This is a genomic window from Cupriavidus sp. 86D6 (assembly GCF_057815095.1).
The window spans coordinates 144,767-168,029 of record NZ_JBYPSB010000004.1 but is presented as its reverse complement, the minus strand read 5'-3'; the positions used below and the strand labels follow the sequence as shown (position 1 = coordinate 168,029).

Below are 23,263 nucleotides of genomic sequence, written 5' to 3'. Positions count from 1 at the left end.
GGTGAAAGCCCGAAGCGGGTTCGGGCAATTTCAGCTTGACAGTTTATCGGCGAATTCTCAGCATGAATACCTTAATTCACAGAGGCAATGCGTGGATGCGGTCTGGTTCCGCAACGCCTTTCATCGTCACGCCGCCGCATGCTGCCTCATCCTGTTCCGCTCGAATCGCTTGAATCGATCCACACCAGCCTGCGCGCCGGCCAGACGTCCCGCGCGGACCTGATCGCCGACGCGGCCGCCCGGGCCGCGAGCCCCGCCGGCAAGGCCGTCTACCTTCACACCACCTTCGATGCCGCCCGCCAGGTGGCGCACGCCGCCGACGCGGCCGCGCGCGCCGGCAAGCCGCTGCATCCGCTGGCCGGCCTGCCGGTATCGGTCAAGGATCTGTACGACGTGGCCGGCGAGGTCACGCGCGCCGCGTCGGCCGCCCGTGAGGATGCGGCACCCGCCACGGCCGATGCCGCCGTGGTAGCCCGCCTGCGCGGGGTTGGGGCGGCCCTGGTTGGCCGCACCAACATGACCGAATTCGCGTTCTCGGGCGTCGGCATCAATCCCCATTTCGGCACGCCGGTCAATCCGTGCGACGACACGACCGCACGCATTCCGGGCGGTTCTTCGTCGGGCGCAGCGGTTTCCGTCGCGCTGGGCACGGCCGTGGCGGCACTGGGCAGCGACACAGGCGGATCGATCCGGATTCCGGCAGCCCTGTGCGGCATCACCGGCTACAAGCCCACCGCGCGCCGTGTGCCACTGACCGGCGCGTTTCCGCTCTCCTCCACGCTCGACACGGCCTGCGCCATGGCGCGCACGCTGTCCGACTGCATTGCAGTGGACAGCGTCATCGCCGACGCCCCGGTCATTCCGGTCGTCAACGCGCCCACGGCCTTGCGGCTGGCCATTCCGCGCCAGCTGGTGCTCGACGACATGGACGACGCCGTGGCGCGTGCCTTCGACCGCGCCATGGGCCGGCTGTCGGCGGCGGGGGTACACGTGGAACACGTGGACATGCCCGAGCTGGCCGAACTGGCCGGCCTCAACGCGGCCGGGGGTTTCTCGGCGCCCGAGGCCTTTTCCTATCACCGCGCCCTGCTGGCCACCCATCGCGACCGCTACGACCCGCGCGTGCTGAGCCGTATCGAGCGCGGCGCCGCGATGAGCGCGGCCGACTACATCGCGCTGCACCGCGCCCGGCTGGACTGGATTGCCCGCATGGAAGCGCGCCTGGCTCCGTTCGATGCCGTGGTCTGCCCGACCGTGCCGATGGTGGCCCCGCAGATTGCCCCGCTGGTGGCCGACGATGCCCTGTTCTTCCGCACCAACGCCCTGCTTCTGCGCAATACGTCGGCTTTCAATTTCCTGGACGGCTGCTCGGTGTCGCTGCCGTGCCAGGCGCCGGACGAACTGCCCGTGGGCCTGATGCTGTCGCACGGCCCGATGCGCGACGCCCACCTGCTAGGCACGGCCCTTGCATTGGAATCGATCGTTCGACCGTCACAGCACGCAGGCTGAGCCAGGCCCGCGCCGTGACCGCAGTACCGCGCTTATGTCTCAGACATTGAGACCCAGCGCGGCGGCAGTTCCAGGTAGTTCCAAACCCGCGCGGCCGGGCAGGCGCCCGAGCGCAACACCAGGAGAGATCGAGATGCGAGTCAAGGCAATGGCAGTCGCGGCGGCGGCACTGCTGCTGGCCGCCACGGCGGCACGGGCGGATACCAAGTGGGACCTGCCAACCGGATACCCGGCCACCAACCTGCACACCGAAAACCTGCAGCAGATGGCCAACGACGTGGAAAAGGCCACGGGCGGCAAGCTCAAGATCGTCATCCATCCGAACGGCTCGCTGCTCAAGGCCAACGAGATCAAGCGCGGGGTGCAGACTGGCCAGGTGCAGATGGGCGAGATCCTGATGTCGCTGCTGGCCAACGAAAATCCCGTGTTCGGCGTCGATGCGGTGCCATTCCTGGCCACCAGCTACGCCGATTCGTACCGGCTCTGGCAAGCCTCGAAGCCGGTCACCGACAAGGTGCTCGACCGCCAGGGCATGAAGCTGCTCTACGCGGTGGCCTGGCCGCCGCAGGGCATCTACGCGAACAAGCCGATCAACAGCGTCGCCGACATGAAGGGCCTGAAATGGCGCGCCTACAACCCGGCCACGTCCAAGATCGCCGAACTCGTCAGCGCCCAGCCGGTGACGATCCAGGCGGCCGACCTGGCCCAGGCGCTGGCCACGGGCACGGTCAACTCGTTCATGTCGTCGGGCGCCACCGGCGTGGACACCAAGGTCTGGGAATCGGTCAAGTACTTCTACACCGTCGATGCCTGGCTCCCCAAGAACATGCTGGTGGTCAGCAAGAAAGCGTTCAACGCGCTGGACAAGCCCACCCAGGACGCCCTGCTCAAGGCCGTGGCCGACGCCGAGAAGCGCGGCTGGCAGGTCTCGGAACAGAAGACCAAGGAATACCTGGGCACGCTGTCGAAGAACGGCATGACCGTGGCCCCGCCGTCGCCCCAGCTCAAGACCGACATGCAGAAGGTTGGCGAAGTCATGGTGGGCGAATGGGCCAAAAGCGCCGGCGACGACGGCAAGGCCATCCTCGACGCCTATCGCAAATAAGGCAGCCGGCCCCGGCTTGAACGCCCGCCACGCGTTTTGTTCCACCGGCACGGCGCGCATGCCCCAGGGCATCGCGCCGGGCTTGTTCCATGCTGTCCGCAGTATTACCGGTAGCCTGTTATCTCATGGAAGCCCCCCACATCAAGAAGCGATGGCTCGACCATCTGCTTGACGCGTTTGCCGTCCTCGGCGCGCTCTGCATCCTGGCGGTCTGCATCATGATGATCGCGATGTCGATCTCACGCGAGACCCTGTTCGTGCTCAAGGGCGGCGACGACATCGTCGCCTGGCTGTGCGCGGCCTCCGCCTTTCTGATCCTTGGCCAGACCTTCCAGCACGGCGGCATCGTGCGCGTGGAGATGCTGCTCGATGCGGTCGGCCCCCGCCGCCGCTGGCCGCTGGAGGTGGTATCGCTCACGATCTGCCTGGTGTTTGCCGGCTATGCCGCCTGGGCGCTTGGCACGTTCGCCTGGCAAAGCTGGGACATCAACGATGTCTCGCAAGGCCAGATCGTGATCCCGCTCTGGATTCCGCAGAGCTTTGCCGTGCTCGGCGCCATCGGCTTCCTGCTGGCCGTGGCCGACGAATGGCAGCGCGTGGTGCGCCGGCAGAAGCCGCGCTACCAGCTGGCCCAGGAAGCCAAGCTGGCCGCCGGCGATTTCGGGGAGACCGTCTGATGAGCACCGTACTCGTTGCACTGGTCCTGTTGCTGGTCATGATCGTCTTCCTGGCCATCGGCGCCTGGATCCCCGTCGCCATCGCCGTCACGTCATGGGTGGGTCTGGTGATCTTCTCCGACCACGACGCGCTGGTGAACCTGGCCAACGCGTGGTGGTCGTCCAGCGCCTCGTATACGCTGGCGTCGCTGCCACTGTTCGTGTGGATGGGCGAAATCCTGTTCCGCACCAAGCTGTCCGAGCAGATGTTCAACGGCCTGTCGCCGTGGCTGAACTGGCTGCCCGGGCGTCTCATGCACGTCAACATCCTGGGTTGCGGCATCTTCGGCTCGGTCTCGGGCTCGTCGGCCGCCACCTGCGCCACGATCGCCAAGTCCGCCCTGCCCGAACTGACCCGGCGCGGCTACGACGAACGCGTCACGCTGGGGTCGCTGTCGTGCGCGGGCACGCTGGGCATCCTGATACCCCCGTCGATCACGATGGTCGTGTATGCGGTATCGGCCGATGTGTCGATCATCCGCGTGTTCCTGGCCGGCTTCCTGCCCGGGCTGCTGCTGATGCTGCTGTTCTCGGGCTATATCGTGGTCTGGGCGCTGATGAATCCGAACCGGACCCCGCCGGCCGAGACCTTCGGCTGGGGCGCGCGCCTGGCCTCCATCCGGCAGCTGATGCCCTGCATCATTCTGATCGCCTTCATCACCTGGATCATGATGGCCGGCTACTCCACCGCCACCGAGGCGGCCGCGTACGGCGTGGTGGCATCGCTGGGCCTGGCCTGGGCGGGCGGATCGCTGACGCGCAAGGCGTTCTGGGAAAGCCTGATGTCGGCCACCCGCCTGACCGCGATGATCATGTTCGTACTGGGCGCCACGTCGTTCCTGTCGGTCACCATGAGCTTCACGGGCATTCCGCGGGCACTGGCCGAATGGGTGGCCGCGCTGCACCTGTCGCCGTGGGCGCTGATCGCGGTGCTGACCGTGATCTACATTCTGCTGGGCACGGCGCTGGACGGCATCTCGATGATCGCGCTGACCACGGCCACGGTGCTGCCCATGGTGCAGGCGGCCGGGTTCGATCTGGTATGGTTTGGCATCTTCATCGTGCTGCTGGTGGAAATCGCCGAGGTGACGCCGCCCGTGGGCTTCAACCTCTTCGTGCTCCAGAGCATGACCGGCAAGGACAGCAACTATATAGCGCGCGTGTCGCTGCCGTTCTTCATGATGATGGTCGTTGCCATCGGCATCATCACGGTGTGGCCGACCGTGGTCACCTGGCTGCCCGACGTGGTGATGGCGAAGGAGCTCAAGTAAGCTCCGGAAACCCGCAGCCATCCACAGGAAACCCACCCGGATGCGTGAGCCTGAGATGAATACCGACGTCACCGCTTCCTCCCTGTCCGCCACCCAGCCGGGCACGCCGGCCGAGACCGCAGCCGCGCCCACCTGGATTCCGCTCGACGCGGCCGGGGACGATCCGACCCCGCTCTACGACGTGGCGGCGATCCGCCGGGTCGAACAGGCAGGGCTGGACGCCACGGCGCCCTTCACGCTGATGTCGCGCGCCGGCGCCGCCGCGGCAGACTGGATCCACCACCATGTGCCCAGTGGCCGCATCCTGTTCCTGGCCGGCCGTGGCAATAACGGCGGCGATGCGCTGGCGGCCGCCACGCGCCTGCATCAGGCCGGGCGCCTGGTCGAAGCGTGGTTGATCGCCGAAGCAGACCAGTTGCCGGCCGATGCCGCGCGTGCCTGGTTCGACGCCCGCGCCACCGGCGTGCCGCTGCTGGCCACGCATCCGGACCCCGATGCGGCCTTGCCGCCCTGGCCGACGGGCTGCGTCGCGGTCGTCGACGGCTTGCTTGGCATCGGTCTGAACCGCGCCGCCGATGGCGAGATGGCACGCTGGATTGCGCATCTGAATGCGTCGCACCTGCCGGTGTATGCGCTCGATATCCCGAGCGGGCTCTTTGCCGATACGGGCGCAGGGCAGCCGGCCGTCCGGGCGCGCCGCACGCTGACGTTCCTGGCCGCCAAGCCGGGCCTGCTGACACTGGATGGCCGCGACTGCGCAGGCGCCATCGACATCGCCCCGCTGGGCCTGGACTATCCGCCGGCCGAACGGCCGGTGGCCATCGTCAACCAGCCCGGCGCGTTCCTGCATGCGCTGCCGCGCCGCGACCACGCCGCGAACAAGGGCCGCTTCGGCAGCCTGGCCGTGATCGGCGGCAACCATGGCATGACCGGCGCACCGCTGCTGGGCGCGCGCGCCGCGCTGCATCTCGGCGCGGGCCGCGTGCACGTGGGCTTCCTGGCCCAGCCAGCACCCGCCATCGATCCGGTTCACCCGGAACTGATGCTGCATCAGGTGACCGAACTGTCGCTCGATGCGATGTCGGCTTTCGTGGTCGGGCCCGGCATGGGCAGTGGCACGGCAGCGCGCAAGCAACTGGTCAAGCTGATCGACTTCTGTGCCAATGCGGAGCCGCCGCTGCCGCTGGTGCTCGACGCCGATGCCCTGAACCTGCTGGCGGCTGACGAAGCCCTGAACCAGTCGCTGATCGACAGCGGGCTGGACTACGTGATGACGCCCCACCCGCTCGAAGCCGCGCGCCTGCTGGGCAGCCATGTGGCCGACGTGCAGCGCGACCGCCTGGCTGCGGCGCACGCACTGGCCACCCGCTGGCAAGCCACGGTCGTACTAAAGGGGTCTGGCACGGTCATCGCGACGGCCGAGAGCGCGCCCGCCACCATCAATCCCACCGGCAATGCCGGGTTGTCCACGGCCGGCACTGGCGATGTGCTGGCCGGCATGATCGGCGCGTTGCTGGCGCAAGGCGTGCCGATGCTGGCGGCCGCGCGTGCCGGGGTATGGATTCACGGACGCGCCGCCGATCGGCTGGTGAACGCCGGCACGGGTCCCGCCGGTCTGACCGCGAGCGAGCTCTACCTGCCCGCACGGGCCATCTTCAACGCGTTGCTGCAAGGCGGCGCGGCATGACCCAGGTTGGCACACTGGCCGGCGGCGAAAATGGCGATGGCGCGCGGCGGCGCCTGCTGACCGGCATCGCCCTCCTTGTTATCGGGCAATGGATACTGAGCCTGCTCGACGCCACGGGCAAGACGCTGACCCAGCAGGGCCTGCCTGTGGTGGCCGTGGCGTGGGTCCGGTATCTGGGCCACGTCGTGGCGATCTTCCTGCTGATCGGGCCGGCGCGCTGGCAACGGCAGTCGCGTCCTGCCGCGCCGCGTCTGCAGTGGCTGCGCGGCGCGCTGATGCTGGCCTCGACGCTGGTGTTCTTCAGCGTGCTGAAGCTGATGCCGCTGGCCACCGCCACCGCGCTGAACTTCTGTGCGCCGCTGATCGTCGTGGCGCTGTCGCCGTGGTTGCTGGGCGAGCGCCCCGGCGTGCATGCGCGATGGACGCGCTGGATCGGCGTCGGCATCGGCTTCGCCGGCATGCTGGTGGTGGTCCGCCCCGGCGGCGAACTCGACGCCGTGGGCGTGGGGCTGGGCCTGCTGTCGGCGCTGCTGTTTGCGCTGCTGCAAATGCTGACGCGCCGCATCGCCGCGCATGACGCGCCCATGACAACGCTGATCCAGAGCGGCGTGACGGGTGCCGCTCTGACCACGCTGCTGGTGCCGTTCTTCTGGTTCGCGTCCGTGCCGACGCTGACGCAAGCGGCGCTCCTGCTGTCGGCTGGCCTCACCGGGTCGCTTGGACACTACTTTGTGATCCGCGCATTCCAGTATGCCGACGCCTCGTTCCTGAGCCCGTTCCTGTATTTGCAGATCTTTTCCGCCACCGTGGTCGGATACTTCGCATTCGGCCACCTGCCGGACTGGACCACCGCCCTGGGCATCGCCGTGATCTGCGCCGGGGGCCTGTGCGTGGCAGGCGGCGAACCCGTGCTGCGCCGGGTGGCCACGCGGCTGCGCCGCTAGTCGCCACCGCGCCCCGTCGCCCCCGCCGACGGCGGCGAACGCGCGCTGGCGCACATACCCCCCGTTACGGCCCACCACCACTGCGCAGCCCCGCGCACAAAGCCGGCCCCACGTCGGACAACGCCCGATACGGCGGGAGCGACTCGACTGTTAAGGTTTTGCAGATGCCGCAAGTGGCGTTACGTTTTGCTGCTACTTTCGGCTTTTGACATCACATCGGAGCGATATACTTGCGCTCAGGCCCGTTACACCGGGCCAATGCCCGAGAATTCCAGAACACCCCATGCCGACTGAACTCCACGCCTGGACTGCCCTGCGCCACCACTACGATGCCATCCGCCACACGCCGATGCAGCAGTGGTTCGCCGAGGCCGAAGCCGCCCGCCGCGTCGAGGACTTCTCGCTGGAAGCCGCCGGCCTGTACCTCGACTTCTCGAAGAACCGCATCACGTTCGAGACCTTCGCCCTGCTCATGAAGCTGGCCGAGGAAGCGGGCGTGGCCCAGCGCCGCGACGCCATGTTCGCCGGCGAGCATATCAATACGACGGAAGACCGCGCCGCGCTGCACGTGGCATTGCGCGCCTTGCCCGACGCACCGTTCAAGGTGGACGGGTCATCCGTCATGCCGGGCATCAACGACGTGCTGGGCCGCATGCGCGATTTCGCCGCCCGCGTGCGCACCGGCGGCTGGACCGGGTTCAACGGCCAGACCATCACCGACATCGTCAACATCGGCATCGGCGGTTCGGACCTCGGCCCGCGCATGGTGTGCCGCGCCCTGGCCCACCTGGCGGACCCGCAAGGGCCCCGCATGCATTTCGTGTCCAATGTCGACGGGACCGAACTGGCCGAGACGCTGGTACGGCTGGACCCCGCACGCACACTCGTCATCGTGTGCTCGAAGACGTTCACGACGCTGGAAACCATGGCCAACGCGTGCAGCATGCGCGACTGGTTCCTGCGCCACGGCGTGGCGGAGAACCAGTTGGCACGCCATTTCGTTGCCGTGTCCACCAACCGCGAAGCCGTGGTCAAGTTTGGCATCGACCCGGCCAACATGTTCGAATTCTGGGACTGGATCGGCGGCCGTTTCTCGCTCTGGTCGTCGGTTGGCCTGTCGATTGCGCTGGCCGTGGGCTTCGACGCGTTCGAAGACCTGCTGCTCGGTGGCCGGGCCATGGACGATCATTTCCGCACGGCGCCGCTGGCCCGCAACATGCCCGTGGTCATGGGCATGCTGGGCATCTGGTATCGCAATTTCTTTGGAATGCCGACCAGCTGCATGGCGCCGTATTCGACCTCGCTCGAGCTGTTTCCTGCCTTCCTGCAGCAACTGGAGATGGAAAGCAACGGCAAGTCCGTGCAACTGAACGGCGACCCGGTCCACGCGGAAACATCGCCGGTCGTCTGGGGTACGGCGGGTACCAACGGCCAGCATGCCTACTTTCAGATGATCCACCAGGGCTCGCAGATCGTGCCCGTGGACTTTGTGGCGCCGCTGGTGCCGCCGCGCGACTTGCCCGGCCATCACGCCAAGCTGCTGGCCAACTGCTTTGCCCAGGCCGAGGCGCTGATGCGCGGCCGTGGCGCCGATGAACTGCGCGCCGCCGGTGTCACCGACGAGGCGCGCATCCCGCATATGGTCTTCGAGGGCAACCGCCCCAGCAATACGCTGCTGATGGAAGACCTGACGCCCCACGTGCTGGGCGCACTGATCGCCCTCTACGAGCACCGCACCTTCGTGCAAGGCGTGGTGTGGAACATCAATTCGTTCGACCAGTGGGGCGTGGAACTGGGCAAGATCCTGGCGCGGCCCATTGAACAGGAGCTGACGGGGCAAGGCACGGCCACGCATGATGCGTCGACCGCCGCGCTTATCGCCCGCGCACGTGCCGTGCTCGGGCGCGGCTGAGGCGGGCGGCGGGATCGCTGCCTTCGCAGCCCTTTCTTCCCAGCCTGGCCGGTAGCCGCCTAGATTTCCGTACCCATCAGCTCGTCGCTGGCCACCCGGCCGGCATCGATCGTCAGGACGCGGCCACAACGCGCGGCCACCGAGCGGTCGTGCGTCACCAGTACCAGCGTGGATCCGGCATCGCGGTTGAGTTCGAACATCAGCGCGATCACGGCTTCGCCGGTGGCGGTGTCCAGGCTGCCGGTGGGCTCGTCGGCAAACAGGATGTCCGGCCGTGCCACGAAGGCCCGGGCCAGCGCCACGCGCTGCTGCTCGCCACCCGACAGCGTGCGCGGATAGTGCGTCAGGCGCTTGCCCAGTCCCACACGCTCGAGCATTTCCGTGGCACGCTCGCGTACGCGCGCGGTTTCTCCGCGCAGCTCCAGCGGCAGCATCACGTTTTCCAGCGCCGTAAGGTGCCCGACAAGCTGGAACGACTGGAACACAAAGCCGACATGGCGCCCGCGCAGCGCGGCGCGCTGGTCTTCGTCGAGCTGGAAGATATCCTGCCCGTGCAGGCGAACCGATCCGTTGCTGGGCAGGTCAAGCCCGGCCAGCAGGCCGAGCAGCGTGGATTTGCCCGACCCCGAAGCGCCGACGATGGCCAGCGTTTCGCCGGCCGTGACGGAAAACGAGACGTCGTGCAGAATCGTCAGCGAACCCGTCGTGTCGGCTACGGTCTTTCCGAGTGACTCGACAGCAAGAATGGAAGAGGACATGCGCGAGAGGATGGCAAACGTTGGTCGCCGGCGGATGCTGGCAGCTTGTAGTGCGACAGCGGTCGCCCTGTTCGGTTCACTGCTGACGCCACCCGCCATGGCGCAGGGCGCGGCCACTGCATCGGCCGGGCCCGCGCTGCTGGTGCTGGGAGACAGCCTGTCGGCCGAATATGGCATTGCACGCGGCACGGGCTGGGCAAGCCTGCTGCAGGAACGCCTGCGCCGCGAGCGGTTCGATTATAGCGTCGTGAATGCCAGCATCAGCGGCGAGACCACGGTCGGCGGCAAGACCCGGCTTCCGGACCTGCTCAAGCGGCACAAGCCCGCCATCGTGATCGTGGAACTGGGTGCCAACGACGCGCTGCGCGGCCTGTCGCTGTCATCGACCGAAGCCAACCTGCGCAGCATCATCGGCGATGCACAGAAGGCCGGCGCACAGGTGGTGCTGGTGGGCATGCGTATCCCGCCGAACTACGGGGCCGACTACACCGAACGGTTCTTCGGACTTTTCCCGAAGCTCGCCGGGGAGTACCGGACCCAGCTGGTACCGTTCCTGCTCGAAAAGGTGGTGACACGCCCGGAGTGGTTTCAGGAGGACCGGATTCATCCGACATCGGCCGCCCAGCCCGCGTTGCTGGACATGGTCTGGCCAGCGCTGAAGCCGCTGCTGAAGGCGCCTGCCAAACGCCGCTGATCCTGCGCCGGGCGTCCCCGGCAGAAAAGAAAAAGCCCCTGCGGTGTGTGACCTGCAGGGGCTTTTTGCCATCCGGCGTCGCGACGCCGTATCAGTGCGCGGCGGCTTCGCTGGCCGGGGTCAGGTCCTCCGACTTCACCGGATGCAGGATCTTGACCTTCGCCTTGGCCTTCAGGGCGTCATAGTAGGCGGCCAGTTCGGTCTGGCCAGCGAGCTGGCTCAGCTGCTGCGCATCGGCCTGGCGCTGCGCAGCATTGGCTTCGGTCGGCGTGCTGACCTTGCTGATGCGATAGATCGCATAGCCGTCCGCACCCAGATCCACACCGACCACCGACGGCAGCTTGGTGGCGTCGGCACGCATGATGGCATCGACGGCCTTCGGCGACAGGTTGTCGGCCTTGGCGCGCGACACCGTAACCGTCGGGCCGAACCCGCTGGCGCTGTCGGCTTTCTTCAGCGCCTCGAGCTTGGCCTCGCCGTCCTTGCGGGCCAGTTCGGCGGCCTGCTGCGCAACATATGCCTGGCGCACCTGGGCTTCCACTTCCTCGAACTTGCGCGCGGTCGCCGGGCGGTAGTCGACGATACGCGCCGCCACCAGCGTCGTCGGGCCCACCTGGATGGCCTCGGTATTGCGCTTGTTCTTGATCGTGTCGTCGCTGAACAGGGCCTTCAGAACCTTGTCGTTGTTGAGCGGATTGTCCTTGCCCAGGGCCGGATTCGGCTGACGCGTGACATTGTCGGCGGTCTGGATCGTCAGCTTGAACTTGTCGGCAGCCGGCTTCAGGCTGTCGGACTGCTCATAGACCGTGTTGCCGAAGGCGTCCGCCTGCTCGGTGTACTTCTTGCTGGCCAGCTGCTTCTTCAGCTCGGCCTCGAGCTCCGGACGCACTTCGTCCAGCGGCTGGGTGGCAGCAGGCTTGATGCCGGTCAGCTTGATGATGTGGTAGCCGTAGTCGGTCTCCACGAGATCGCTGATCTGCCCGTCCTTGAGCGCGTACATGGCGTCCTCGAACGGCTTGACCAGTGCGCCGCGCCCCATGAACCCGAGGTCGCCACCCTTCTCTGCCGAGCCCGGGTCCTGCGAGTTCTTCTTCGCCACGTCCGCGAACGTTTCCGGGTGCTTGCGCACGTCATCCAGCAGCTTCTGGGCCTTGTCCTTGGCAGCCTTGCGATCGGCGTCCTTGGCGTCTTTCGGAACCGTGATCAGGATATGGCTGGCGCGACGCTGCTCTTCCGTGCGGAAACGCTGGGCATTGCTGTCGTAGTAGGACTTCAGCTCTTCCGGCGTGACGGCCTGGCTGGCTGCCATGGCGTCGCCGGACAGCACCACGTACTCCACCTTGGCCTGCTCGGGCGTGGTGTAGGCCGACAGATGCGACTCGTAATAGGCCTTCAGCGCGGCAGCATCGGGCGTGACTTTCGAAGTGAAATCAGCGGGCTTGATCAGCAGGGCCTGCACGTCGCGCTGCTGGTCGCGGATGGCGATCAGTCGATCGAGCAGCGACTTCGGCACGAAAGCGGTGGTGCCCACCGCGCCGCCCAGTTGCTGCGTCGCCATTTCGAAGCGCATGCGGGCGTCGAGCTGTTCGGGCGTCATGCCCTGCTGGGCCAGCAGCTGGATATAGGCTTTCTCGTCGAGCTTGCCGTCCGGACTGCGCAGCTGCGCGATCGCGGGAATGGATTCGATGGCCTGGCGCAGTTGCTCGTTCGACACCGTCAGATTCTTCTTGGCCGTGGCGTCGGCCACCACGCGCTGCAAAATCAATTGGTCCAGCACCGACTGGCGTGCCGCGGCGCTTTCGAACATGCGCGGGTCGTAGTTGCTGCCAAGCATCTGGCGCATGCGCTCGGTCTGGTCACGCACCACGTTGTCGACTTCCTGCACGGTGATGGTACGGCCATCGACCTTGGCGGCGTCATGCGAGCTGTCCATGAAGCGCGAGTAGCTCTCGACACCGAAGAACACGAACGACGGGAAGACAAGCACCAGCAGCAGCAAAAGCATCAGGCGCCGGTTGTTGCGTACGAAATCAAGCATGCTTTTCGGGTGAAAGGGTTGGGGCCTTTGGGCCGACAGTCAAACTTCGCGATTCTATCAGGAGCGGGACGCCAGACCTGCGGAATATGTGGCGCGGAGTGCGTTTGGGTCAGGATGTCTGCACGTTCGCGCCAACGAACTGGAACGCCCGCTGCGCGGATCACGCGAATCAGAATATGCAAAAACAAAAAGCCCGCAGATGCGGGCTTTTATGTTGGCGGAGTGGACGGGACTCGAACCCGCGACCCCCGGCGTGACAGGCCGGTATTCTAACCGACTGAACTACCACTCCTTGCGTCGGTGCTCCTGCAAGACCTGTGCGCTGCGATCCAGTGTGGTGGGTGCTGAGGGGTTCGAACCCCCGACCTACGCCTTGTAAGGGCGCCGCTCTACCAGCTGAGCTAAGCACCCACATGGACCACGCAAGCCAGTTGCCTGCAAGGTAATTCTCGCTACGCACGATTCGGCGGTTGCTGCTTCGTTGCCGCTGTTTGCGTTGCGAGGCCGCGATTGTAATACGAGACTTTTCAATTTGCCAAGCGTTGATTGCAGGATTCTCTTGCATCACGCCGGCCACGCAAACAAAAAGCCGCGGGCGTAAACCCGCGGCTTTTGGCGTTTCAACGATGCCGTCGATCAGTGATGAATGCGCTCGACCTTGGCCTCGCCCTTGTCCGCCACTTCCGAAGGCTTGGCATCTTCCTCGGGCAGCGCCTCGGGCTTGCGCTCGAGTGCCAGCTCCAGCACCTTGTCGATCCAGCGCACGGGCACGATCTCGATGGCGTTCTTGACGTTGTCGGGGATGTCCGCCAGGTCCTTCACGTTTTCCTCGGGGATCAGCGCCAGCTTGATACCGCCACGGTGGGCAGCCAGCAGCTTTTCCTTGAGGCCACCGATCGGCAGCACTTCGCCGCGCAGCGTGATCTCGCCGGTCATCGCCACATCGGCACGCACGGGAATCCCCGTCAGCACCGACACCAGCACGGTGGTCATCGCGATACCTGCCGATGGACCATCCTTGGGCGTGGCGCCTTCGGGCACGTGGATGTGGATGTCGCGCTTCTCGAACATCTCATCGGCAATACCCAGGCGACGTGCCCGCGAACGCACCACCGACCGCGCGGCCTCGACCGACTCCTTCATCACGTCGCCCAGCGAGCCGGTACGCGAGATGTTGCCCTTGCCCGGCATGATCGCGGCTTCGATGGTCAGCAGATCGCCGCCCACTTCCGTCCACGCCAGACCGGTCACCTGGCCTACCTGGTTTTCCTTGTTGGCCAGGCCGAAGTCGTACTTGCGCACACCGAGGAATTTGTCGAGGTTCTCGGAATCCACCTTGACCGCGTTCGACTCCTTCTTCAGCAGCAGCAGCTTGACCACCTTGCGGGCAATCTTCGACACCTCGCGTTCGAGCGAACGGACGCCCGCTTCACGCGTGTAGTAGCGAATGATGTCGCGGATGGCCGCTTCGGTGACGTCGATCTCGCCCTGCTTCAGACCGTTGTTGCGGATCTGTTTCGGCAGCAGGTAGCGCGTGGCGATGTTCACCTTCTCGTCCTCGGTGTAACCCGAGAGACGGATCACTTCCATCCGGTCCAGCAGCGGCGGCGGAATGTTCAGCGAGTTCGACGTCGCCACAAACATCACGTCCGACAGGTCGAAGTCCACTTCGATGTAGTGGTCCTGGAACGTGTGGTTCTGTTCCGGGTCCAGCACTTCCAGCAGGGCCGACGACGGGTCGCCACGGAAGTCCATGCCCATCTTGTCGATCTCGTCGAGCAGGAAGAGCGGATTGCGCACGCCAACCTTCGACAGGCTCTGCAGGATCTTGCCCGGCATCGACCCGATGTAGGTACGGCGGTGACCGCGAATCTCGGCCTCGTCACGCACGCCACCCAGCGCCATGCGCACGAACTTTCGGTTCGTGGCGCGCGCCACCGACTGGCCCAGCGACGTCTTGCCCACGCCGGGAGGCCCGACCAGGCACAGGATCGGCGCCTTGACCTTGTCCACACGCTGTTGCACGGCAAGATACTCAAGGATGCGTTCCTTGACCTTCTCGAGACCGTAGTGGTCTTCGTCCAGCACGCGCTCGGCGTTGGCCAGGTCGTTATTGACCTTGCTCTTCTTGCGCCACGGCAGGTTGACCAGCGTGTCGATGTAGTTGCGCACGACGGTCGCCTCGGCCGACATCGGCGACATCAGCTTGAGCTTCTTGAACTCGGCGTCGGCCTTCTTCTTGGCCTCCTTGGGCATGCGTGCGGCCTTGATGCGCTTGTCCAGCTCTTCAAGGTCTGCACCTTCCTCGCCCTCGCCCAGTTCCTTCTGGATGGCCTTGACCTGCTCGTTCAGGTAGTACTCGCGCTGAGACTTTTCCATCTGGCGCTTGACGCGGCCACGGATGCGCTTTTCCACCTGCAGGATGTCGATCTCGCCCTCGAGCTGCGACAGCAGGCTCTCCAGGCGTTCCGTCACCTTCACCATTTCCAGGATCTTCTGCTTCTGCTCGAGCTTGATCGGCAGATGCGCGGCAATGGTGTCGGCCAGGCGGCCGGCCTCGTCGATGCCCGACAGCGACGTCAGGATCTCCGGCGGGATCTTCTTGTTGAGCTTTACGTACTGGTCGAACTGCGACACGATCGCGCGGCGCAGGGCCTCGGTCTCGGCCGATTCAGCCGGTGCGGGCGGCACAGGCACCGCTTCGCACATGAAGTGCGAATCGTCCTCGCTCACCTCGGTGATATTTGCACGTTGCGTACCCTCGACCAGCACCTTTACGGTACCGTCGGGCAGCTTCAGCATTTGCAGGATATTGGCGATGCAGCCAACCTCGTAGAGGTCTTCGGCTGTCGGTTCGTCTTTGGCGGCCGTCTTCTGTGCCACGAGCATGATGCTCTTGCCCGACTCCATCGCAGTCTCGAGCGCCTTGATGGACTTCGGGCGTCCCACGAACAGTGGGATCACCATGTGCGGAAACACCACCACGTCGCGCAGCGGCAACAGTGGCAGGCGAATCGGCTCAGCCGGGAGGAGTTGTGTTCCGGACATCATTTTCCCCAGTCAGTCATTTAAGGCGTAAATAGGGTCTCGGGATTCGATTGCAAGATACCCATCATCAATTCCCGGCACTTAAAAAACGTGCCGCAAACTGCACCCGGGACCCACTCTGAAACAGCATACCCGCGTTTGCTCCCGTTAGTTTGTGGAATTGAAGAAAAAAAGCCGTTCGCTTTCCAGCGAACGGCAGCTTGAAAGTGTCGCCAGTATGGTTGGGACCACGCGGGTCCGGCACGTTCGGCGTCAGTTGGACCTCGCTCAGTTCGAGCCTGCCACCTTGGGCTGCTGCTCTTCGTACATCAGCAGCGGCGGTGCGTCGCCAGTAATCGTGCTTTCGTCGATCACCACCTTCTGCACACCCTTGTAATTGGGCAGGTCGTACATGACGTCCATCAGCGATTGTTCGAGAATCGAACGCAGGCCACGGGCACCCGTCTTGCGACGGATGGCCTTGCGCGCAATCGCGGTCAGCGCAGCCGGGCGAATCTCCAGCTCGACGCCTTCCATGGCCAGCAGCTTCTGATACTGCTTGACCAGCGCATTCTTCGGCTCGACCAGGATCTGCATCAGCGCGGCTTCATCCAGCTTGGCCAGCGTTGCCACCACGGGCAGACGCCCGATGAGTTCCGGGATCAGACCGAACTTGATCAGATCCTCGGGCTCTGTCTGCGGAAGCACCTCGCTGACTTCGCGCTCTTCCTTGCTCTGCACCTGCGCGTCAAAACCGATGCCGGTCTTGTCCGAACGCTGCATGATGACCTTTTCCAGGCCGTCGAATGCACCGCCGCAGATGAACAGGATGTTCGTCGTGTCCACCTGCAGGAAGTCCTGGTTCGGATGCTTGCGGCCGCCCTGCGGCGGCACCGAAGCCATGGTGCCTTCGATCAGCTTCAGCAGCGCCTGCTGCACGCCCTCGCCCGACACGTCGCGCGTGATCGACGGGTTGTCGGACTTGCGCGAGATCTTGTCGATTTCGTCGATGTAGACGATGCCGCGCTGGGCCTTCTCGACCTCGTAATTGCAGTTCTGCAGCAGCTTCTGGATGATGTTCTCGACGTCTTCGCCCACGTAACCGGCTTCGGTCAGCGTGGTGGCGTCGGCGATCACGAACGGCACGTTCAGCAGGCGCGCCAGCGTCTGGGCAAGCAGCGTCTTGCCCGAGCCGGTGGGCCCGATCAGCAGGATGTTGCTCTTCGACAGCTCGACGTCGTCCTTCTTGCCGAGGTGCTTCAGACGCTTGTAGTGGTTGTAGACCGCCACGGCCAGAATCTTCTTGGCCTGTTCCTGACCAATCACGTACTGGTCAAGGCTTTCGCGGATTTCGTGGGGCGTGGGCAGATCCGAGCGCGTGACAGCGGCGGCGTCCTTGTCGGTCGCGGCGGCCTCGTCACGGATAATCTCGTTGCACAGGTCGATGCATTCGTCGCAAATGAACACCGACGGGCCCGCGATCAGCTTCTTTACCTCGTGCTGGCTCTTGCCGCAGAACGAGCAGTAGAGAAGTTTCTCGCTGGATGAACCTTTTTTGTCCGCCATAGGAATCAGTCACATTAGCAGTGTGGATCTCGCCAGAAACGTCCCGGCGGGAAACGCATTAAACGCATCATACGCCAAAACAATTGGCACAGTCGGCGGCATCCCCTGCGTGTGGGGCAAAACGCAAAAACGAGGCGCACAGCCTCGTTCCGGTGTAGCCTTCGTCATTTGGCGCACGACGCAGGCCAATACGGCAGATGCCCGGCGTGCCGGTCATCGCCCGGATGCTTCCGACAGGATGCCTCCAGGCCCATGTGCCGGCACACCGGCCAGATTTCAGCTGCGGCGGGTGATCACCTTGTCGATCAGACCATAGTCCACCGCCTGGTCGCCGCTCATGAAGTTGTCGCGATCGGTATCGCGGGCAATCTTCTCGACCGGCTGCCCGGTGACTTCCGACAGGATGCTGTTCAGCCGCTCGCGCAGGTACAGGATCTCGCGCGCCTGGATCTCGATGTCCGAGGCCTGGCCACGTGCACCACCCAGCGGCTGGTGGATCATGATGCGTGAGTTCGGCAGCGCGCTGCGCTTGCCCTTGGCACCTGCAGCGAGCAGGAACGCGCCCATGCTCGCCGCCATGCCCATGCACAGGGTCTGCACGTCGGGCTTGATGAACTGCATCGTGTCGTAGATCGCCAGGCCAGCCGAAACCGAACCCCCGGGGGAATTGATGTACAGCGACACGTCCTTGTCCGGGTTTTCGCTTTCCAGGAACAGCAGCTGGGCCACCACCAGGTTGGCGGTCTGGTCATTGACCTCGCCAACCATGAAGACGACACGTTCCTTGAGCAGGCGCGAGTAGATATCGTACGCGCGCTCGCCCCGGCCGGACTGCTCGACAACCATCGGCACCAGTCCCAGACCCTGGGTCTCCAGGGCAGAAGCCTGCGTGGTGGCGAGACGATCAAGCAAATCATTGCGGGTCATGCAGGTTCTCCAGATATTCAGGAATGGTGTCAACCGGCCAGCGCGCGAGGCCGGTTGACACGGACCGTCGCCGCGTCAACCCGCGGCATCCGGCCTTGCCCGACCTCAGGCTTGTGCGGGCGCGGCGGTGAGTTCCTCGAACGACACCGACTTGTCCGTAACCTTGGCCTTGTCGCACACGAAATTTACCACGTTGTTTTCGAGCACGTAGGCTTCCATCTCGGCCAGGCGCTGCTGGTCACCGTAGTACCAGCGCATGACTTCCTTCGGGTCTTCGTAGCTCTTCGCGAAGTCCTCGATCTCGGCCTTGACCTGTTCCGGCTTCGCTTCCAGGCCGTTGGCCTTGACGATCTCGGCCAGGATCAGGCCCAGCTTCACGCGGCGCTCGGCCTGCTGGGCGAACATCTCGGCCGGAATCGGCATGTCCTTGGCGTTCGGCATGCCACGCTGCTCGAGGTCACGACGCGCCATTTCCACCAGGCGTTCCTGATCCTGTTCGATCAGGGCCTTGGGCACGTCCAGCTCGCTCACCTTCAGCAGGGCTTCCATGACTTCGTCCTTCAGCATGGAATGCGTGCGGCGCTTGACTTCGCGCTCCAGGTTTTCACGGATGTCGGCGCGCATCTTTTCGACGCTGCCGTCGGCGATGCCGAGCGACTTGGCGAACGCATCGTCTACTTCCGGCATATGCGCCCACTCGACCTTCTTCAGCGTGATCGTGAATTCGGCGGTCTTGCCGGCCACTTCCTTGCCGTGGTAGTCCTCGGGGAAGGTCAGCGGGAACGTTTTGCTCTCGCCTTCCTTCAGACCCAGCGTGGCCTGTTCGAACTCGGGCAGCATGCGGCCCTCGCCCAGCACGTACACGAAGTCCTCGGCCTTGCCGCCGGCAAATTCCACGCCGTCGATCTTGCCGACGAAGTCGATCGTCACGCGATCGCCGTTCTTGGCATCCACTTCGCCGCCGCCATCGCCATGGGCGCCGGCTTCACCGCGGTGGTGGTAGTGCACGCGCTGCTTGCGCAGGATGTCGACGGTCTTGTCGATCTCGGCGTCGCCGATCACGGTCTTCGTGCGGGTCACTTCGGCCGATGCCAGATCGCCGATCTTGACTTCCGGATACACCTCGAAGGTGGCTTCGAAAGCCAGTTCGTCGTCGGCAACGCCTTCGGTCTTGATGTCGAACTTCGGCTGACCGGCCACCTTGACGTCCTGGGCCTGGGTGATGTCGAAGAACTTGCGGGCGGCCTTGTCGAAGCGCACTTCGAATTCCACCTGCTGGCCGTACTGCTTCTCGACCATCTTCATCGGCACCTTGCCCGGACGGAAACCGGACATTTTCACGGTCTTCGACAGACGTACCAGGCGTTCCTGCGTTTCCTTCTGCACTTCGGCCTTGGGAATAGCCAGGGTCACCTTGCGGTCCAGCTTGCCGAGGTTTTCAATGACGTTCGACATGGTCGTTAATCCAATTCAGAAATAGTTGTTGTCAGCGCATCCGCCTGCGCACCTTGCCGCCTGGCCGCGGCCAGTGCTCGCGAGCGGAGGTCTCCGCGCAAACGGAAAACGCGGATTATCGCACGGTTTCCATTCGCTTCCGGCAGTTTTTACCCTAGTCAGTCTGGATCCGGCTCCGGATCCTGCCCTGAGGGGTCTGACGCGTGCCCATGACGCAGGGCCCGCAGCAGCAGACGGGCCGGATCGACGGCATCGGCGAGATCCGCCTCCAGTGGCAGCGGTTCACCCTCAACCTGGCAGGCGATCAGTTCGGCGCCCAGTGCGGCCCATGTGAGGCCGCGCGACGCGTATGCAAGCGCCGCGTAGAGCCCGGGCAGACGAGGCAGGTCGCGCAAGTGCGCGCCGCGAAGTGCACCGGCGTGCGCCAGCGCCTGCGCCTCGTCGGCCAGGCGGCCGATCAGCGGCAAGCGGTTGTGCGTGACGGTGCGCACGCCGACATAACCCGTCAGCGTCCCTGGGTCGATCCGGGCCAGCGCGGCCGCCCGGTCGGGCAGCAGCGACGCCACGCGCCCCAGGTTGGCGGCATGCACCGCGGCGCTTTCGGTGAGTGGACCCGTATCGGGTTCATAGCTGGACCCCACCCGGGCCCCGCCCTGCTCGCCACGCGGCAACAGATAGCCGCTGCCGGTCACCACACAGTCTGGCCACCCGCCCAGCGCCTCGACCTGGGCCGGGGTCAGGTCGGTCAGTTGCCCGCGTACGCGGCGCAGCGCCAGGAAGCGGGCCGGCACCAGCCGTTCGGCCTCGTGCGCATTGGCCAACACCAGTACAGGCGCGCTGGCCAGTACCGTGCCCGAAGCATCGCGAGCGAGCCACTTTCCATCGACATGCGCGATGCCCGCCACCCGACACCCGAAGCGGGCATCGAGCCGATTGCCGGCGGCGGCCAGCTGGGCGTGGCAGATATCGGGCGGCGCCACCCACCCGCCCTGCGGAAACCAGAGCCCGCCACGGCTCACCGTGGCGCCGTGGGACGCCGCAGCCTCGCCGGGCGCCATCCATCGCACGAACGATTCGGGAAAGCCCAGTGCATCGAGCGCGGCATGTTGCGCCGCATTTTCGGTGTCGTCCTCGCCGGTCTGCAGCACGCCGCAGCCGTGCCACCCCACCGGATGACCGGCGTCGGCCAGCGACTGCCACGCGCGCAGGGCATGCAGGTTGCCGGCGCGCGACAGCCGCGACAGCAGGCTGTCGTCGGCCGAAACGTGCGCGTGCATGGCCGCCGCGCGATGCCCGGAGGTCTGGCGCGCCGGTCCGTCGTGGGCATCGAGCAGCGTGACGCGCCAGCCACGCGCGGCCAGCCGCTCGGTGACCGCGCATCCGGCCAGTCCCGCGCCGATGACGATGGCATGCCGCGCAGCCCAGCAAGCGGCGTCCGGCGGGGCGTGGCGGCGGTTCTTCCAGACGGGCGCAAAGCGTGCGACCGTCATGTCACGTTTGCCGCCAAACCCCGGCGCCTTGCTGACTTCGAATCCGGTCGCCTGCAGGCCCCGGCGCACGAATCCGGCCGCCGTGTAGGTGGCCAGCGTCGCCCCCATCCGTGCCAGCCGCGCCAGCCCGCGGAACACGGTGTCCGACCACATATCGGCGTTGCGGGATGGCGAAAAACCGTCGAGATAGAATGCGTCGGCGCCAGCCACGAGCTTCGGCAGCATCGCCTGCACGTCGCCGAACGCCAGCGTCAACGTCACCGCCCCGCCCTCGAACGTCAGGCGATGCAGGCCCGGCAGCGCGTCGGGCCACTGCTGCTGGAGTTGCGTGGCCAGCGGCAGCAGGTCGCCCAATCCGGCATGCAGCTGCGCCAGGCCTTCCCGCGTGAACGGATGCTTTTCGATGGAAACAAAGTGCAGGCGCGCGCAGGGCTGCGGCGCGTTGCGCCATGCCTGCCACGTGGCCAGGAAGTTCAGCCCCTGCCCGAACCCGGTCTCGACGATGACGAATTGCTCGCGCCCCGCCCAGTTGCCCGGCAATCCGTTGCCGCCCAGGAAGACGTGCCGGGCCTGTGCCAGGCCGCCCGCGGTGCTGTGATAGACATCGTCGTAACGCGGCGAATACGGGATGCCGTCATCGGACAGGATGGGCTCGGCGGCCTCGAGGGTACGCGGCATGGAGGGACGGAAAAAAGAGGAAAAACGATAGGAAAACGGCCGGAAATGGCGGCGGATGGTAGCATAGCGCCCTTCGCGCCAAGCGCCCGCCTGTCCCTGTCTGACTGGAGTTTGCGCGCCGTCATCCCGCCTTGCCATGCTCAGTTACCGTCACGCCTTTCACGCCGGCAATCACGCCGATGTCCTCAAGCACGCCGTTGTCGTCCAGTTGCTGGACTATCTGACGCAGAAGGACAAACCGTTCTGGTACGTCGACACGCATGCCGGGGCGGGCCTGTATGCGCTGGATCATGCCTACGCACAGAAAAAGTCGGAATTCGAAACCGGTGTGGGACCGCTCTGGCGCGCCGCGGCCGGCGGCCAGGCCTTGCCCGAACTGCTCGAAGCTTATCTTGAGCAGGTTCGCGAACTGAACCAGGATGGCAATCTCAAGCACTACCCGGGGTCACCCTGGTTGGCTTGGCAGATGTTGCGCGATGCCGACCGTTTGCGGCTGTTCGAGCTCCATAGCACCGAGATCCAGGTGCTCCGCGACAACTTCCGCGGCGCCGGCCGCAAGGTCATGCTCTACGACGGCGACGGCTTCAACGGCATCAAGGCCATCCTGCCACCGCCACCGCGCCGCGCGCTGGTGCTGATCGATCCGTCGTACGAAGACAAGCAGGACTATGCGCGCACGGTCGACACACTCAAGGCCGGCCTGGAACGATTCGCCAATGGCGTTTATGCGATCTGGTATCCCGAAGTGCAGCGCCGCGAGTCTGTCCAGTTGCCAGCGCAACTGAAGCGACTACCGCTCAAGAGCTGGCTGCATGTGACGCTGACCGTCAAGCATCCGGTGGAAGGCGGCCTGGGGCTGCATGGCAGCGGCATGTTCGTCGTCAATCCGCCCTGGACGTTGAAGGCCGCATTGCAGGAAGCGATGCCAAAACTCGTGGAATTGCTAGGGCAGGACGCCGGCGCCGGCTTCACCCTGGAATCGCTGGACAGCTAACGGTGGGGCGCGGGCCCTTCTGTGCCGCAGCAGACGGACGAACACGATCGGGCGCACGATGATGACGGATTCCTGCAGACGGATTCCCGCAGATGCCCGGACCACGGAGATTTGCCGTGACACGCCTGACACCGACCCACTATCGGTGGCTTTTCTCGATCTGCGCACTGGCGGTGCTGGTGCTCTCGCTGTTGCCGCCGGATACGGCGCAACCGACCACGGGCTGGGACAAGACCAATCACCTGCTGGCGTTCGGCACACTGGCCGCACTGGGCCTCCGCGCCTGGCCGGGGAGGATCTGGCAACTGGTCCTGGCCCTGACGGCTTACGGCGCGGCGATCGAAGTCCTTCAATCATTGACGCCCTATCGCACGTCGTCCTGGGCTGACCTGCTGGCCGACGTGCTGGGCATCGCGCTCGGGATGGCCCTCAGTTTTCGCGCGATCCGCGCCGGACGGTCGACATCCGGCGGCGTCCAACCCTGAACCCGCG

General features: G+C 65.4%; 17 protein-coding genes and 2 tRNA genes. 10 read left to right on the top strand and 9 right to left on the bottom strand.

The features are described 5' to 3' along the window. The first annotated feature begins 138 nt into the window (after positions 1 to 138). From AC3G88_RS11885 to pgi, 7 genes are all read left to right on the top strand, one after another. Positions 139 to 1,509, top strand: a complete 1,371-nt coding sequence (locus AC3G88_RS11885; RefSeq protein WP_488772919.1) for an amidase — start codon at positions 139 to 141, stop codon at positions 1,507 to 1,509. A 133-nt stretch (positions 1,510 to 1,642) separates the two neighbouring features. Beyond that, entirely contained in the window at positions 1,643 to 2,614 is a 972-nt protein-coding gene (locus AC3G88_RS11880) for a TRAP transporter substrate-binding protein (RefSeq protein WP_488772918.1), read from the top strand. Between the two features lie 125 nt (positions 2,615 to 2,739). Further along, a complete protein-coding gene (locus AC3G88_RS11875; protein WP_400393636.1) occupies positions 2,740 to 3,291 on the top strand; it encodes a TRAP transporter small permease subunit in 552 nt (183 codons plus the stop codon). Next, positions 3,291 to 4,601 (top strand): TRAP transporter large permease, encoded by a 1,311-nt coding sequence (locus AC3G88_RS11870; protein ID WP_153948163.1) that lies wholly within the window; start codon positions 3,291 to 3,293, stop codon positions 4,599 to 4,601. Before AC3G88_RS11875 ends, AC3G88_RS11870 begins: the two co-directional genes overlap by 1 nt. 55 nt (positions 4,602 to 4,656) lie before the next feature. After that, entirely contained in the window at positions 4,657 to 6,288 is a 1,632-nt protein-coding gene (locus tag AC3G88_RS11865) for an NAD(P)H-hydrate dehydratase (RefSeq protein WP_488772917.1), read from the top strand. Beyond that, a complete protein-coding gene (locus AC3G88_RS11860; RefSeq protein WP_488772916.1) occupies positions 6,285 to 7,232 on the top strand; it encodes a DMT family transporter in 948 nt (315 codons plus the stop codon). Before AC3G88_RS11865 ends, AC3G88_RS11860 begins: the two co-directional genes overlap by 4 nt. Positions 7,233 to 7,515: 283 nt before the next feature. After that, positions 7,516 to 9,144: a glucose-6-phosphate isomerase gene (pgi, locus tag AC3G88_RS11855; RefSeq protein WP_488772915.1), complete on the top strand. Its 1,629-nt coding sequence runs from the start codon at positions 7,516 to 7,518 to the stop codon at positions 9,142 to 9,144. Positions 9,145 to 9,203: 59 nt separating this feature from the next. On the opposite strand, the gene AC3G88_RS11850 is transcribed toward pgi, so the two are convergent. After that, positions 9,204 to 9,902, bottom strand: a complete 699-nt coding sequence (locus AC3G88_RS11850; protein ID WP_153948159.1) for an ABC transporter ATP-binding protein — start codon at positions 9,900 to 9,902, stop codon at positions 9,204 to 9,206. A gap of 10 nt (positions 9,903 to 9,912) precedes the next feature. On the opposite strand from AC3G88_RS11850, the gene AC3G88_RS11845 reads away from it, so the two are divergent. Next, entirely contained in the window at positions 9,913 to 10,596 is a 684-nt protein-coding gene (locus tag AC3G88_RS11845) for an arylesterase (protein WP_488772914.1), read from the top strand. A 91-nt stretch (positions 10,597 to 10,687) separates the two neighbouring features. On the opposite strand, the gene AC3G88_RS11840 is transcribed toward AC3G88_RS11845, so the two are convergent. From AC3G88_RS11840 to mnmC, 8 genes are all read right to left on the bottom strand, one after another. Further along, positions 10,688 to 12,634, bottom strand: a complete 1,947-nt coding sequence (locus AC3G88_RS11840) for a SurA N-terminal domain-containing protein (protein WP_488772913.1) — start codon at positions 12,632 to 12,634, stop codon at positions 10,688 to 10,690. A 215-nt stretch (positions 12,635 to 12,849) separates the two neighbouring features. Further along, positions 12,850 to 12,926: transfer RNA gene (locus AC3G88_RS11835), tRNA-Asp, on the bottom strand. A 43-nt stretch (positions 12,927 to 12,969) separates the two neighbouring features. After that, a tRNA-Val gene (locus AC3G88_RS11830) sits at positions 12,970 to 13,045 on the bottom strand. A 225-nt stretch (positions 13,046 to 13,270) separates the two neighbouring features. Beyond that, entirely contained in the window at positions 13,271 to 15,682 is a 2,412-nt protein-coding gene (gene lon / locus AC3G88_RS11825; RefSeq protein WP_488772912.1) for an endopeptidase La, read from the bottom strand. Positions 15,683 to 15,949: 267 nt separating this feature from the next. Next, complete coding sequence (clpX, locus tag AC3G88_RS11820) at positions 15,950 to 17,227, bottom strand: ATP-dependent Clp protease ATP-binding subunit ClpX (protein ID WP_066738113.1); 1,278 nt, start codon at positions 17,225 to 17,227, stop codon at positions 15,950 to 15,952. Between the two features lie 276 nt (positions 17,228 to 17,503). Then, positions 17,504 to 18,154 carry an ATP-dependent Clp endopeptidase proteolytic subunit ClpP gene (gene clpP / locus AC3G88_RS11815; RefSeq protein ID WP_008651661.1) on the bottom strand — a complete coding sequence of 217 codons (651 nt, stop codon included), beginning with the start codon at positions 18,152 to 18,154 and terminating at the stop codon, positions 17,504 to 17,506. A 105-nt stretch (positions 18,155 to 18,259) separates the two neighbouring features. After that, complete coding sequence (tig, locus tag AC3G88_RS11810; protein WP_400394313.1) at positions 18,260 to 19,609, bottom strand: trigger factor; 1,350 nt, start codon at positions 19,607 to 19,609, stop codon at positions 18,260 to 18,262. Between the two features lie 158 nt (positions 19,610 to 19,767). Next, complete coding sequence (mnmC, locus tag AC3G88_RS11805) at positions 19,768 to 21,777, bottom strand: bifunctional tRNA (5-methylaminomethyl-2-thiouridine)(34)-methyltransferase MnmC2/FAD-dependent 5-carboxymethylaminomethyl-2-thiouridine(34) oxidoreductase MnmC1 (protein ID WP_488772911.1); 2,010 nt, start codon at positions 21,775 to 21,777, stop codon at positions 19,768 to 19,770. Between the two features lie 136 nt (positions 21,778 to 21,913). On the opposite strand from mnmC, the gene AC3G88_RS11800 reads away from it, so the two are divergent. Together AC3G88_RS11800 and AC3G88_RS11795 are read left to right on the top strand one after the other, a co-directional pair. Then, a complete protein-coding gene (locus tag AC3G88_RS11800; protein WP_488772910.1) occupies positions 21,914 to 22,771 on the top strand; it encodes a 23S rRNA (adenine(2030)-N(6))-methyltransferase RlmJ in 858 nt (285 codons plus the stop codon). A 116-nt stretch (positions 22,772 to 22,887) separates the two neighbouring features. After that, a complete protein-coding gene (locus AC3G88_RS11795; RefSeq protein WP_488772909.1) occupies positions 22,888 to 23,256 on the top strand; it encodes a VanZ family protein in 369 nt (122 codons plus the stop codon). Positions 23,257 to 23,263 lie beyond the last annotated feature (7 nt).